The sequence below is a fragment of the Enterobacter sp. 01-M-02-SI-ECC genome (assembly GCF_047530595.1).
In the GTDB taxonomy this organism is placed as follows: domain Bacteria; phylum Pseudomonadota; class Gammaproteobacteria; order Enterobacterales; family Enterobacteriaceae; genus Enterobacter; species Enterobacter cloacae_M.
The window spans coordinates 191,119-204,923 of sequence record NZ_JBLKCZ010000002.1 but is presented as its reverse complement, the minus strand read 5'-3'; the positions used below and the strand labels follow the sequence as shown (position 1 = coordinate 204,923).

12 protein-coding genes are annotated in these 13,805 nt (G+C 53.1%); 7 read left to right on the top strand and 5 right to left on the bottom strand.

The window, feature by feature from the left end; all coding sequences use genetic code 11:
- Nucleotides 1-22 precede the first annotated feature (22 nt).
- The 4 genes from ACMWLG_RS04115 (at nt 23) to ACMWLG_RS04100 (ending at nt 4,727) form a co-directional block, all read left to right on the top strand.
- Nucleotides 23-907 (top strand): YadA C-terminal domain-containing protein, encoded by an 885-nt coding sequence (locus ACMWLG_RS04115; protein ID WP_229218332.1) that lies wholly within the window; start codon nt 23-25, stop codon nt 905-907.
- A gap of 210 nt (nt 908-1,117) precedes the next feature.
- The gene (locus ACMWLG_RS04110; RefSeq protein WP_045402934.1) at nt 1,118-1,552 is read left to right on the top strand and encodes a hypothetical protein; all 435 of its coding nucleotides are present in this window, start codon (nt 1,118-1,120) and stop codon (nt 1,550-1,552) included.
- Nucleotides 1,553-1,865: 313 nt separating this feature from the next.
- Nucleotides 1,866-3,242: a diaminobutyrate--2-oxoglutarate transaminase gene (locus ACMWLG_RS04105; RefSeq protein ID WP_045619283.1), complete on the top strand. Its 1,377-nt coding sequence runs from the start codon at nt 1,866-1,868 to the stop codon at nt 3,240-3,242.
- 18 nt (nt 3,243-3,260) lie between these two features.
- The gene (locus ACMWLG_RS04100) at nt 3,261-4,727 is read left to right on the top strand and encodes a pyridoxal phosphate-dependent decarboxylase family protein (protein ID WP_045402931.1); all 1,467 of its coding nucleotides are present in this window, start codon (nt 3,261-3,263) and stop codon (nt 4,725-4,727) included.
- A gap of 36 nt (nt 4,728-4,763) precedes the next feature.
- Here the strand turns inward: ACMWLG_RS04100 and ACMWLG_RS04095 are convergent, their stop codons facing one another.
- The 4 genes from ACMWLG_RS04095 to ACMWLG_RS04080 all read right to left on the bottom strand — a co-directional run bounded on the left by ACMWLG_RS04095 (nt 4,764) and on the right by ACMWLG_RS04080 (nt 9,124).
- Nucleotides 4,764-5,279 (bottom strand): protein disulfide oxidoreductase, encoded by a 516-nt coding sequence (locus ACMWLG_RS04095; protein ID WP_045402928.1) that lies wholly within the window; start codon nt 5,277-5,279, stop codon nt 4,764-4,766.
- Nucleotides 5,280-5,355: 76 nt separating this feature from the next.
- Entirely contained in the window at nt 5,356-7,536 is a 2,181-nt protein-coding gene (locus ACMWLG_RS04090) for a polysaccharide biosynthesis tyrosine autokinase (RefSeq protein WP_045402925.1), read from the bottom strand.
- Nucleotides 7,536-7,985, bottom strand: coding sequence for a protein-tyrosine-phosphatase (locus ACMWLG_RS04085; protein WP_045402921.1), 450 nt, complete (start codon nt 7,983-7,985; stop codon nt 7,536-7,538). Before ACMWLG_RS04085 ends, ACMWLG_RS04090 begins: the two co-directional genes overlap by 1 nt.
- Nucleotides 7,985-9,124 (bottom strand): polysaccharide export protein, encoded by a 1,140-nt coding sequence (locus tag ACMWLG_RS04080; protein ID WP_045402919.1) that lies wholly within the window; start codon nt 9,122-9,124, stop codon nt 7,985-7,987. The genes ACMWLG_RS04085 and ACMWLG_RS04080 overlap by 1 nt, the downstream gene beginning before the upstream one ends.
- Before the next feature lie 485 nt (nt 9,125-9,609).
- Between ACMWLG_RS04080 and ACMWLG_RS04075 the strand changes: the two genes are divergently transcribed.
- Nucleotides 9,610-9,942 carry an RcnB family protein gene (locus tag ACMWLG_RS04075; protein ID WP_023336316.1) on the top strand — a complete coding sequence of 111 codons (333 nt, stop codon included), beginning with the start codon at nt 9,610-9,612 and terminating at the stop codon, nt 9,940-9,942.
- Complete coding sequence (locus ACMWLG_RS04070) at nt 9,917-10,372, top strand: GNAT family N-acetyltransferase (protein ID WP_226855192.1); 456 nt, start codon at nt 9,917-9,919, stop codon at nt 10,370-10,372. The genes ACMWLG_RS04075 and ACMWLG_RS04070 overlap by 26 nt, the downstream gene beginning before the upstream one ends.
- A 95-nt stretch (nt 10,373-10,467) precedes the next feature.
- Here the strand turns inward: ACMWLG_RS04070 and apbC are convergent, their stop codons facing one another.
- Nucleotides 10,468-11,577 (bottom strand): iron-sulfur cluster carrier protein ApbC, encoded by a 1,110-nt coding sequence (gene apbC / locus ACMWLG_RS04065; protein WP_045402914.1) that lies wholly within the window; start codon nt 11,575-11,577, stop codon nt 10,468-10,470.
- 166 nt (nt 11,578-11,743) lie between these two features.
- On the opposite strand from apbC, the gene metG reads away from it, so the two are divergent.
- Nucleotides 11,744-13,777, top strand: coding sequence for a methionine--tRNA ligase (metG, locus tag ACMWLG_RS04060; RefSeq protein ID WP_045355471.1), 2,034 nt, complete (start codon nt 11,744-11,746; stop codon nt 13,775-13,777).
- The last annotated feature ends 28 nt before the right edge of the window (nt 13,778-13,805 follow it).

The following is a 13,805-nucleotide window of genomic DNA, read 5'->3' as shown; positions in this document are numbered from 1 at the left end:
CGTTAATATGTGAGTCCTTCGAATGAAACTTTTCAATAAATCTGTTATTCCTGTTTTTGTATTTGGGGTGGTCGCCGGTAGCGCCATGAATATTACCAACGCTGCTGCTGCCGTTTGGGATGACGCATCAATCACAGATATTGTGAATGACCATCAAGACCAAATTACGCAAAACAGGGTCGATAGTATTGCTCGCGATCTCTCAACTGAAAATCGCTTAACGCAGGTGGATAGCGACCTTCAATCCACTAAATTAGGTGTTTTGGTTATTGAGCAAGCCACAAATGACGCTTACCAAAAAGCCTTGCTTGCTGGCGCGCTTGCAGATACTGCCAATCAAAAAAGCGATGCGGCTTTACAGGGCGTTATGACGAACGGCACAGAAATTATCAATATGGAAAACGTTAACAAAGTGCAAGATAACCGTCTTGACAGCCTGGAAAATGCCCCTAAACCCACTAACGGCGTAGATGGTAAAGATGGTAAAGATGGCGTGACGACCACCGTGACGCACATGCAGGTAGACGCAGCAACGCAAACTAAAGTGGCTAATAATACCCAGGCTGTTACCGCCACCGCTCAGGAACTTCAGGCAACAAAGCAGACGTTACAGGCAATGAATAACAACACCAATCAGCAATTCAAATCATTGCATGACGAAGTGGATAATAATAAGATGCAGGCCAACGCCGGTATCTCGGGCGCCATGGCGATGGCAGGTTTACCGCAGGTACAAACGAATCAGCATGTTATGTTCTCTGCTGGCGGTGCAACGTACAATAATGAAAGCGCCCTTGCCGTCGGGGCATCCGTTAACTTTAGTTCACATGTCATCGCGAAAGTGAGCTTCTCTGATGATACCGCCAATAATATGGGGGCGTCAGTTGGCGTCGGAATGGGCTTTTAACTAAATACAACTTAAGCATTATTAACTGACGCCGTTAAGTTAATAACCCGCTTGCCTCCGGCAAGAATAGCGATGACAGAAAAAACATGCTCAGACATATCATTATTTCAGCGACCCTGTATCTGATACTCATTGGTGTCGGTATTTGGATCGGCATGATGTACGTCTCTTATTATCTGTGCGTTTTATAAGGTGGACAAAAGTTTAGCCATGAAAACTCAATTAATATGGATTGCACTGATATTGACGGTAGCGACAACACCGGCTCATGCGATTAACGCGCACTATCGTGCTCAATTAGAACGTTCAGGATGTACTGAGATGAACGCGAATGACGGCTCTTGTGATATTCACAAAACAAAAGCCCAAAATGCGGCACAGCACACAACAGCTGCGGTCCACGACCCTTTGCGTGAAGCCACTTTCACATCGGATGCGGTTAACGCCACGATTTCAAATGGTTTTTTTAACGCCACCATTAACGGCAAAAAGGCCATCGTGAAACGTCTGAATGCTCATTTCTATGAGATTCACGGTAATGGTTTTGTTATATCGCTAAGCCTTGATGAGAACGGCATTACGGCGGCGTCCTGGAATAAGACGACGGGGCGTAACCACGGCATTTTGCAGGTGTCGCAGAAATAAAGCTAACAAGGAGGCTGTCTGCCTCCTTTTTGGTCAGCGAATGGCACGATTTGTCACACTCTTTTTTATGAATTTACAGTCGGGGCAGAACACACGTAACAGTCTGTTTTTCTTTATCATAAAGCGCAATTTTCTTTCTTAAAAAGGGGATATCCCTTCCCCTGAGCGCCATGTCACAAAACAGTAAACAAATTAACCATTGAGCCCCGTGGCAAAAGGCTCTATATTGGCGGCGTTTTTTTCAGGCCCCCATCTGTTTTTTAACTTTTTATTCAATCGTGGCTCACAACGAAGCGGCGGTTGTAGGAGTGATATGATGACGGATAAAGTCCGTATTGACACCGTAGATGCCCACAAAAGCAACGAAACCTATCTGGCCCGTCAGGCCGAGTTTGAATCTAACGTCAGGAGTTATCCGCGCAAACTGCCTTTAGCCATCACTAAAGCAGAAGCCGTGTGGATCACCGATGCAGATAATAAAGAATACCTTGACTGTTTAGCAGGCGCGGGGACCCTTGCGCTTGGCCATAACCATCCTGATGTGCTGAAAAGCATCCAAAATGTCATTACCAGCGGCTTGCCGTTACATACACTGGATCTGACTACGCCTCTGAAAGACGCGTTTTCTGAATACCTGCTCTCTCTGCTGCCTGGTCAGGGCAAAGAGTACTGCCTGCAGTTCACCGGTCCATCCGGTGCTGACGCCGTTGAAGCGGCGCTGAAGCTGGCGAAAAAAGTGACCGGTCGTAGCGGTATCATCAGCTTCTCTGGTGGTTACCACGGTATGACCCACGGCGCGCTGTCCGTGACCGGCAACCTGTCTCCGAAAGAAGCGGTTGACGGTATGATGCCAGAAGTGCAGTTCATGCCTTACCCGCACGAATACCGCTGCCCGCTGGGTATCGGTGGTGAAGCGGGCGTGAAAGCGCTGACTTACTACTTCGATAACCTGATCAACGACGTTGAAAGCGGCGTGCGTAAACCTGCTGCGGTGATTCTGGAAGCCGTTCAGGGCGAAGGCGGCGTGAACCCGGCTCCGGCTGAGTGGCTGCAGCGCATCCGTAAAGTGACTCAGGAACACGGCATTCTGCTGATCCTCGACGAAGTTCAGGCTGGCTTTGCCCGTACCGGTAAATTCTTCGCCTTCGAACACGCGGGCATTGAGCCAGACATTATCGTGATGTCTAAAGCCGTAGGTGGCGGTCTGCCGCTGGCCGTGCTCGGTATCAAAAAGCAGTTCGACGCATGGGCGCCAGGTCACCACACCGGTACCTTCCGCGGCAACCAGCTGGCGATGGCAACCGGTCTGACGACGCTGAAAATCCTGAAAGACCAGAACATCGCAGGCAAAGTGGCTGCACAGGGCGAATGGCTGAAAGGCCAGCTGAAAGAGATGGCGAAACGCTATCCTGTTATCGGCCACGTGCGCGGCCTGGGCATGATGATCGGTATTGAGATCGTTAAGCCACACGAAGCCGCTGACCACATGGGCTGCTTCCCGGGCGACGGCGAGCTGTCTGCACTGATTCAGAAGAAGTGCTTCGAAGCCGGTCTGATTCTGGAGCGCGGTGGCCGTAACGGTATCGTTCTGCGTCTGCTGCCGTCTCTGCTGATCAGCGACGAAGAGCTGAAAATCTTCCTGGATAAATTTGAGCAGGCACTGCTTGCTGCGGGCGTTCGCCCGGCGTAACCGGAGTTATTGATTACGATGTCTGATTCAAACCCAATTTTGTTCTCCTCTGCGCAGAGCATTGAAGCTTATCAGCAGGCGATCGAACAAAGCACTCAGGCTGTGATGCAGTGGCTGAAACAGCCTGAGATGTACCAGGGCAAAACGGTCGCAGAACTGCGCGACCGTATTAAGCTGGATTTCAACCCGAAAGGGCTGGGCAACGAAGCGGCGATTGAACGCGCCGTGGAGTTCTTCCTGAAAGACAGCCTGTCCGTTCATCACCCGCAGTGTGTGGCGCACCTGCACTGCCCAAGCCTGGTGGTAAGCCAGGCGGCGGAAGTGCTGATCAACGCCACTAACCAGAGTATGGACTCCTGGGATCAAAGCCCGTCCGCAACCATTATTGAGATCAAGCTGATCGAGTGGCTGCGTACCCGCGTGGGTTATCAGGCCGGCGACGCAGGTGTCTTCACCAGCGGCGGTACCCAGAGCAACCTGATGGGCCTGATGCTGGCTCGCGATGCGTTCTTCGCGCGTCAGGGTCACTCCGTTCAGCAGGACGGTCTGGTGGGAGATCTGCGCAAAATTCGCGTGCTGTGCTCCGAAAACGCACACTTCTCCGTGCAGAAAAACATGGCGCTGATGGGTCTGGGCTACCAGTCCGTGGTGCAGGTGAAAACGGACGAATTTTCCCGCATGGATCTGACCGATCTGGCGGCGAAAATTGAGCAGTGCAACGCGAACGGCGAGCAGATTCTGGCGATCGTCGCAACGGCAGGTACAACCGATGCCGGTGCTATTGACCCGCTGCGTGCAATTGCAGAGCTGGCCGCTAAGCAGAACATCTGGGTACACGTTGATGCGGCCTGGGGCGGCGCGCTGCTGATGTCTGAGCAGTATCGTCACTACCTGGACGGCATCGAGCTGGTGGATTCCGTCACCCTGGACTTCCACAAGCAGTTCTTCCAGACCATCAGCTGCGGCGCGTTCCTGCTGAAAGAAGCGCGTCACTATGAGCTGATGCGCTATCAGGCGGCCTACCTGAATTCTGAGTTCGACGAAGAAGCGGGTGTGCCTAACCTGGTGTCCAAATCTCTGCAGACCACCCGTCGTTTTGACGCGCTGAAGCTGTGGATGAGCCTGGAAGCGCTGGGTCAGGAGCAATACGCGGCGATCATCGATCACGGCGTGACCCTGGCACAGCAGGTTGCGGCCTACGTGAAAGAGCAGCCTGCTCTGGAACTGGTTATGCAGCCACAGCTGGCAAGCGTTCTGTTCCGCTTCCGCGGACAGGTTCAGATGGATGACGCTGGCATCTCCCTGTTGAACCAGAAAATTGGTGATGCGCTGCTGGAATCCGGCCGTGCGAACGTTGGTGTGACCGAGCACAACGGCGTCACCTGCCTGAAGCTGACGCTGCTGAACCCAACCGTGACGCTGGAAGATATTAAAATCCTGCTGTCTCTGGTTGAGCGCACCGCGCAGGAAGTTCTGGCTAAGTAATACAACACCCCTCTTCCGCCGGGAGAGGGGTTATTTTTATACGCCTGCCCACCACATCCTTAATTTTAATCCCCAGTAGCTCGTCCAGCCTGTCGTGGTGCTGACCACATTCCCCTTCGACACAATGACCAGCGTCGGCGTTACGCTCACCTGCCACTGCTGCGACAACGCACCGTTTTCATCGTTTATCACCGGCATTTTCAGCTGTTTCTTTTCAACCCAGCGCTCAAGCTTTGCGTTATCACCGGAACGCATAGCAATACTAATCACGTTCCCGCCCTCTTCTGCCAGCTGATTAACGGAAGGCGTCGTGAAACGGCATATGCTGCACCAGGTGGCCCAGACGTAAATCAGCAGCGGGCGTTCCTGACTCAGGGCCGAGATATCGTGAATGTTACCGTCGATGCTCTGCATTGGTGTTGCGCTAAAACTGGCGGGGAGTGTCGGTTTTCGATACCGATCAACACCCCACACTACGGCCAGCGTCAGCAGAACGAGTATGATCCCTTCCCGCGCCCAGCGGCGCAGTCGGTTGATTTTGCGGTTATCCATTGTGACCTCATGTTTCAATGAAGGTCATCTTAACGGGCAAAACGCCATCACGCTGTAAAGAAGTGTCGCGCCAGGTTTACTCCTGGGTATAACCGTAGTCGTAATGGCTATATCCCGAGTTGTAATAAAGCACGGCAGATTTCACGATATCATTGAGGATCGCGCCATTCACCTGCACGCCCATTTGCTGCAGACGCTTCAGGCAGTTCTCGATCTCCTTGACGTTAGTTTTACCAAAGCGGGCGACCAGCAGAGTGGTTGCCGCTGCTCGGGCTATCAGCAAGGCATCCGTTACGGCAAGCACAGGTGGGGTATCGACAATCACGATGTCATACACTTTGTCTATCTGCGACATCACGGTCTGGAAGCGTTCACTCATGAGCAGCTCAACGGGATGTGAAGGTTGGGGTCCGCAGGTCAATACATCAAAACCGCCTTTCTCAACGCGTTGAACAGCCGCCTGCCATTCAACGTCTCCTCCGAGCACGCAGGATAATCCCCGATGATTGCTCAGTTTGAACACATTGTGGACATATCCCTTGCGCATATCCGCATCAATAAACAGCACACGCTGTCCAGCCTGAGAGGCAATCGACGCAAGTGACGTACTAACCAGCGTCTTTCCGCAGTCCTGCGTGGGGCCTGACACCACGACGATCCGGTTTGCGGCATCCATCATTGTAAAATGCAGGCTGGTGCGCAACCCGCGCACCGCCTCGACAAACATGTCTGCAGGACGGTCAATGGGCAGAAAAGGGATGTTTGACGTCCTATGCTTCCAGTGGGAATCAAACAGGTTTCTCCTGCGCAGGTGCGTTTTTTTCCAGAGCCACACCGAGCGCGGGAGCGTCGCCAGAAGCGGTATCCCCAGCACTTCCAGTTGTTCAGACGAGGTAATGCCCCGCTTAAAGGCTGAGCGGACTAAAACCGTTCCAGCAGAGAGCATCAAGCCCATCAGCATACCCAGCACGATAATGAGCGCTTTGCGCGGCTTGATTGGGGCCGGCTGCGTCACTGCCGGATCAATAATCCGCACGTTCCCGATAGCGCTGGAGCGCGAGATATTCAGCTCTTGCTGACGCGTCAGCAGCTGCAGGTAGATGGTTCGTCCGGATTCAACGTCGCGACTCAGGCGTAAGATTTCCTGCTGAGTGGAAGGCATGGATGAGACGCGGCTATTCAAACGTGCGCGCTCACGCTCAAGCGTTTGTTTCTTCTCCAGTAAAGCACGGTAGGTGGGATGGTCCTTTTTGAAAAGCTGGGAAACTTCTGCTTCGCGAAACGTCAGTTCGTTAAGCTGGTTTTCCACGTTAACTACCTGATCGAGAACCGACTTTGCCTCCAGAGACAAGTCGACAGAATCGCGCTGCTCTCTGTAGGCATTCAGTCGCGCTTCGGCTTCATCCAGTTCCCGGCTGATCTTAGGTAATTGATCCTGTAAAAACGTGAGGCTGCGGGAATCTTTCGCTTCCTGACGCGCAATATTCTGGCTAAGAAAATTTTCAGCAATCGTATTAAGCACCGTGGCGATTTTGCCAGGGTCTTCACCCGTTAACGTTAATGCGATCATACCGCTCTGTTTCGACGACTCAACAACCGTAAGCTTGTTCTGAATGGCGTTGATCGCGTCAAGCCTTGCTACGGTTTCGAGGGTAAACTGGGTGCCGGGTTCCGCGCTGAGGGATGTCACCAGAAGCGATATGCTGTCTTTAGCCAGGGTTTTTCCCACAACGCCGTCTGCCTCAAGCGTTTTTCCCTCAAGATGATACCGCCCATGCTCCTGAACGGTGAGTATTAGCGTTTGTGGCTTCCCTTCCAGAAGAGGAATAGTCAGCGCGCCAATCGTTATTTTGTCGGATTTACCTCCCCGCACGTGCTCCCAAAAAGGCCCAATTACAGGCAACACTCGCCGCTTAACGTTATAAGTCAGCCCTAACCGATCGACGGTTTCTCCCAGAATCATTCGTGATTTGAGGAGTAAAAGTTCTGGCGCGACATCGGGCGATAGATCGGACCCGAACGAGGCCAGGTTCTTGAGCAGCGAGTTATCCTGCTTCGCTTCAACCTGTACCAGGGCATCAGCCTGATAAACTGGTGTGATGCTGAACGCGTAGATCCCTGCACATAACGTGAGCAGGAGCGTGACGCATGCGATCGTCACCCGGTTATCAAACATCTCAGCAAGCAACTGAAGAAGATCGATCTCATTATTCTGCGGTGTCGCAGCATTATATTTGTCTGATTTAGAAGACGACATTACTGCTTCATTCCTTGTTGACTCAAACGACGAGCCCATTCCTGACTGGCTTTTCCCAATTGCTCGAAAACATATTCATAGGCTTCACGACTTTTGTGGTACGGGTCGGGAATTTCCCTGGTTTCCAGCCATTGTCCAAAGAGCAACGATTTTCCCCGGTTCTCCGGGGCCATAGCGGCTATGTAACGGAGATGTTCCGGCTCCATCACCAGAATCAAATCGGATTTTTGCAACAGGCTGCGCGTAATTTTGCGGGCAACATGACCTTCCAGCGAAACACCATGACTCCAGGCCACAGCCTGCGCAGTCGCATCCGCCGGATACCCTTCAAGCCCCAAAATCCCTGCCGAGGTCACCTGCTTGCCGGGCAATTGCTGACGCAACAGCCGCTCACCCATCGGTGAACGGCAAATATTGCCGGTGCAGACCACTAAGATTGACTGGAACATTACTGCGGCCACGACCTAATGTAACGAACGGTTTCGGTCAGGTCATGAACGCCGCTGATGGTAGGCACCAGTTGGGAGATCACGCGATTCCAGCGAGATAACGGTGCGGTGGTGACGTAGACAATGTCATACGGTTCCAGCTGGAATTCCGTACCCAGCACCATGGCTGACGCATCTTCCGCATTCAGTTGAAAGATGTTGGCAATTTTGTCCGTGTCGCCTTTTTTAGATACCTGCCGAATAACAAAAATGCCGGTTGCATCTGCCATATTTTGGTTAAGTCCACCGGCATTTCCCAGGGCTTCGGCCAGCGTCATACCGCTACGATCCATCTTAAGCGTACTCTGCTTGACCACCTCGCCCATCACGAACACCTTCAGCGCGTCGTTCCGGGGAATAAACAGGATATCGCCAGGATAAAGCAGCTTGTTTTGGGTCAAATCGCCATGCTGCATCAGCGCATAGAGCGAAAGGCGGGAGTCCTTGCCATCATGCGTGAGCACGACGTTACGCCAGTCGGCATCCGCAGAAAGACCGCCAGCGGCGTTAACCGCATCCATTACCGTCAGTGGAATATTGGTTATGGGTTGTTGGCCCGATTTTTCGACCTCTCCGGTGACATAGACTTTTTGGGAACGAAAGGCGGCAATGCTAACGTCCACCTGCGGGCTCTCAATGACTTTATCCAGTCGCGCTGTAATCTCTTCACGTACCTGTGAAACCGTTTTTCCCGCCACCCGCAACTTACCGACGTAGGGATAAAAGAGCGTACCATCGGCGTTGACCCAGTTGCCTGCATCGCTCGCACTACGATATTGTCCCGCGGGCGTCGTTAATTCAGGGTGATCCCAGACGGTGACCGTCAGGATGTCGCCTGTGCCAATGCGGTATTCCCAGTTTTTGATCTGCTCATCCAGATTAGGATTTGCCTGAGATTTCGATACCGCCGGACGTAGTTCTTCAATCAATCCCGGCGTCAGAGAAAAAACTTCCACGCGCTTATCAAGCTGATAACTGGCGTCTTCCGCAGCAATGACTTTTTTCCCGGATACACTTAAGTTCTGCCCGGGGGAAAATACACACCCTGTTAATTGGCTAACAGTAAGAAATAACAGCGAAAATGCAGTTGTACCTTTCATTATATAAAAATTTCTTTTTAACGTTGCTTTCATCGTCAGTCTTGCAAAAAGACTTAGTCTAAGCCTTTGAAATTCAATAAATTATTATTCAGCAATATGAAATTCTGACAGTGTAAGATGTGACCAAATCGCTCTTCAGAAAACAAAAGCAATACTCATCCTTGTAAGAAAAACGGAATTAAGACCGCTTCACACGAAGGCAATATTAAATCTTCTTCTGCAGGAAAGCATTCATACAACAGTCCAATTTTAACGTTAAAAATTATTTTCAGAATTAATTGGTAAAATAATAAATATTAAAAATATAAAGCACAGATAATATTCACCACAATGATAAACATCATCCACGTCGACTACACAAAACCGTGTACTTTTGTTACATTTTTTTCAAACATACCTTGTGTTGATACTTAAAATGGACTGTCTGCTCCGCTTTGCACGACTTGCAGACGACAAGTATCTGTAACGATATCACTGGAGAAAAAATGGCTAAGCGTAAATTGCTGCTTCTGGGTGTATTACTGTCTCTGGCGGGATCCGCATTCGCTGCCCCGCAAACGGCCGCTGCGCCATCCGGCATCAAGGCCTATGAAGAACAAGAGTTCATCGCTGACTTTACGAAATTCAAGATTGGCGACACGGCGCCGGCGCAGTATCAAACGCCGGAGTACACCATCAAACAGTACCAGTTACGTAACCTGCCGGCTCCGGATGCCGGAACCCACTGGACCTATATGGGTGAGAACTACGTGCTGATCGGCGATGCTGATGGCAAGATCTACAAAGCCTACAATGGAGATATTTTCTATCACCGCTAACGCAATTGTGATTCGCCCCTGGCAGGAAAGTGACCGCCCTTTCCTGCGCACGCTCTACCTCCACGCCCGGCGTGAAGCCTGGCCATGGCTGGACAGTGCAGACTGGCAGCTTGAAGACTTTGACGCGGTCACCCGTGACGAAGTGATTTGGGTTGCCACGCAGAACGGCCATCGACTGGGTTTTGCTTCCGTCTGGACGAACGATAATTTTCTGCACAACCTCTTTGTTGACCCGCAGTATCAAAGCCACGGCGTCGGGAAAATGCTCCTGGAACAGGTGCAGAAGACGTTTACCAGTACGGGTTCGCTTAAGTGTCTGGTGAAGAATGCGCGGGCTGTCGCGTTTTACCAGCGGCACGGCTGGCACATTGAGGCGACGGGGGATTCTCCGGACGGAGAGTATTATTTGATGCACTATCGGTTGGGTTAAAGTCGGGTGGCGGCTTCGCCTTACCCGACCTACGTGATAGTGCCAGTTGTAGGCCAGGTAAGCGAAGCGCCACCCGGCAATTCAACGCGAAGGCGTTACACCGCGCGGAACGCGATTTCGCCCGGGATCACTTCGCCCTGCCAGTAAAGCTGCGCCGCAACGCGACCCGCCAGCTGACGATACATCTCTGCAAATTCGCTGTCCGGACGTCTGACCACTGTCGGCTTTCCGCTGTCCAGATCTTCACGGAGGGTAATGTGCAGCGGCATCTGCCCCAGCAGCTGAGTGTGATACTTCGCAGCCAGTTTTTCTGCACCACCCGTACCGAAGATAGGTTCGTGGTGACCGCAGTTGCTGCAGATGTGCACGCTCATGTTCTCGACGATACCGAGCACCGGCACTTCCACCTTCTCGAACATCACGATGCCTTTTTTGGCGTCGATCAGCGCAATATCCTGCGGCGTAGTCACGACGACCGCCCCCGTGACCGGAATGTTCTGCGCCAGCGTCAGCTGAATGTCACCGGTGCCCGGCGGCATGTCCAGCACCAGATAATCCAGATCCGGCCACATCGTCTCCTGCAGCATCTGCAGCAGCGCTTTGCTGGCCATCGGGCCGCGCCAGACCATGGCGTTATCGTCGGTCACCAGGTAACCGATCGAGTTGGTCGCCAGACCGTGAGCCATAATTGGCGCCATATGGGTCCCGTCCGGCGAGGTTGGGCGCTGGTTTTCCGCGCCCAGCATGTTCGGAATAGACGGACCGTAGATATCGGCATCCAGAATACCGACCTTTGCCCCTTCCGCTGCCAGCGCGAGCGCCAGGTTAACGGCCGTAGAGGATTTCCCTACCCCGCCCTTGCCCGAGCTGACGGCAATGATATTTTTCACGCCGTTCACGCCAGGCTGGTTTTTCACGCGCTTCAGCGTGGCGATGCTGTGGCTCAACTTCCAGTCGATCGCCTTCGCACCGGTAATGCGCAGCAGCTCAGAGCTGGTCTGCTCTTTCAGCGCATCAAAGGCGCTGGTCCAGACGAACGGCATCTGCAGCTCAATGTGCAGGGTATCGTCCAGCCAGGCAACGTGGTGTAACGCTTTCAGCGTAGTGAGATTGTGCTTCAGGGTTGGATGCTGAAAGTTAGCCAGCGTCCCGGCGACCATTGCTCGTAAGGCTTCCGGTGATTTGGCCTGGGATAGAGAACTCATCCCGACTCCTTTGTAGTTGTTCTGAAAAAAGACGTGTAATTACCAAGTTTACCCCAGAGGTAACAATTATTCATTTATGGATTAATGCCCTTATCACTTGGCGTAGTTATTACCTTTCGGGTAACATCAAAAACCCTTTTCACAGTTAAAAGAAGTAATGCCTACTATGACTCAAGTCGCGAAGAAAATTCTGGTAACGTGCGCACTGCCGTACGCCAACGGCTCAATCCACCTCGGCCACATGCTGGAGCATATCCAGGCTGATGTCTGGGTCCGTTACCAGCGAATGCGCGGCCACGAGGTTAACTTCATCTGTGCGGACGATGCTCACGGCACGCCGATCATGCTGAAAGCGCAGCAGCTGGGGATCTCCCCGGAGCAGATGATTGCCGAAATGAGTCAGGAGCATCAGACCGATTTTGCTGGCTTTGACATCAGCTATGACAACTATCACTCCACGCACAGCGACGAAAACCGCGAGCTGTCGGAGCTGATCTACACCCGCCTGAAAGAGAACGGTTTTATCAAAAACCGCACCATCTCTCAGCTTTACGACCCGGAAAAAGGCATGTTCCTGCCGGACCGTTTCGTCAAAGGCACCTGTCCGAAATGTAAATCCCCGGACCAGTACGGCGATAACTGCGAAGTGTGCGGCGCAACCTACAGCCCGACCGAGCTTATCGAGCCGAAATCCGTGGTTTCCGGCGCCACGCCCGTCATGCGTGACTCCGAGCACTTCTTCTTCGACCTGCCGTCCTTCAGCGAAATGCTGCAGGCGTGGACCCGCAGCGGCGCGCTGCAGGAGCAGGTGGCGAACAAAATGCAGGAGTGGTTCGAATCCGGCCTGCAGCAGTGGGATATCTCCCGCGATGCGCCGTACTTCGGCTTTGAAATCCCGAACGCGCCGGGCAAATACTTCTACGTCTGGCTGGACGCGCCAATCGGCTACATGGGCTCCTTCAAGAACCTGTGCGACAAGCGTGGCGACACCGTCAGCTTCGACGAATACTGGAAGAAAGATTCCACGGCAGAGCTGTATCACTTTATCGGTAAAGACATCGTTTATTTCCACAGCCTGTTCTGGCCGGCGATGCTGGAAGGCAGCAACTTCCGCAAGCCAACTAACCTGTTCGTACACGGCTACGTGACGGTGAACGGCGCGAAGATGTCCAAGTCTCGCGGGACGTTCATTAAGGCCAGCACCTGGCTGAACCACTTCGACGCGGACAGCCTGCGCTACTACTACACCGCGAAGCTCTCTTCCCGCATCGACGACATCGACCTGAACCTGGAAGATTTCGTGCAGCGCGTGAACGCGGACATCGTCAACAAGGTGGTGAACCTGGCCTCCCGTAACGCGGGCTTTATCGCCAAACGTTTTGACGGCGTGATGGCGGCTGAACTGGCCGATCCTGACCTGTACAAAACCTTTACCGACGCGGCAGCCACCATTGGCGACGCGTGGGAAACCCGTGAGTTCGGCAAAGCGGTGCGCGAAATCATGGCCCTGGCTGACCTGGCGAACCGCTATGTGGACGAGCAGGCACCGTGGGTTGTCGCGAAACAGGAAGGCCGCGATGCCGACCTGCAGGCCATCTGCTCCATGGGCATCAACCTGTTCCGCGTGCTGATGACGTACCTGAAGCCGGTTCTGCCGCAGCTGGCAGCCCGCGCCGAAGCGTTCCTGAACACCGAACTGGCCTGGGATGCCATGGCGCAGCCGCTGCTCGGCCACAAGGTGAACACCTTTAAAGCGCTGTACAACCGCATCGAGATGAAGCAGGTTGAAGCCCTGGTGGAAGCGTCTAAAGAAGAGGTGAAGGCGGCTTCGGCACCGGTCACCGGCCCGCTGGCAGACGATCCGATTCAGGAGACCATTACCTTTGACGATTTCGCCAAAGTTGACCTGCGCGTGGCGCTGATCGAAAACGCGGAATTCGTGGAAGGATCTGACAAGCTGCTGCGCCTGACGCTGGATCTGGGCGGCGAGAAGCGTAACGTCTTCTCCGGCATCCGTTCAGCCTACCCGGACCCGCAGGTGCTGATCGGTCGTCAAACCGTGATGGTGGCGAACCTGGCGCCGCGCAAAATGCGCTTCGGCATCTCTGAAGGGATGGTGATGGCCGCAGGCCCTGGCGGGAAAGATATCTTCCTGTTAAGCCCTGACGAAGGCGCGAAGCCTGGCCAGCAGGTGAAATAACAAAAAAGCCGGAGATTCTCTCCGGCTT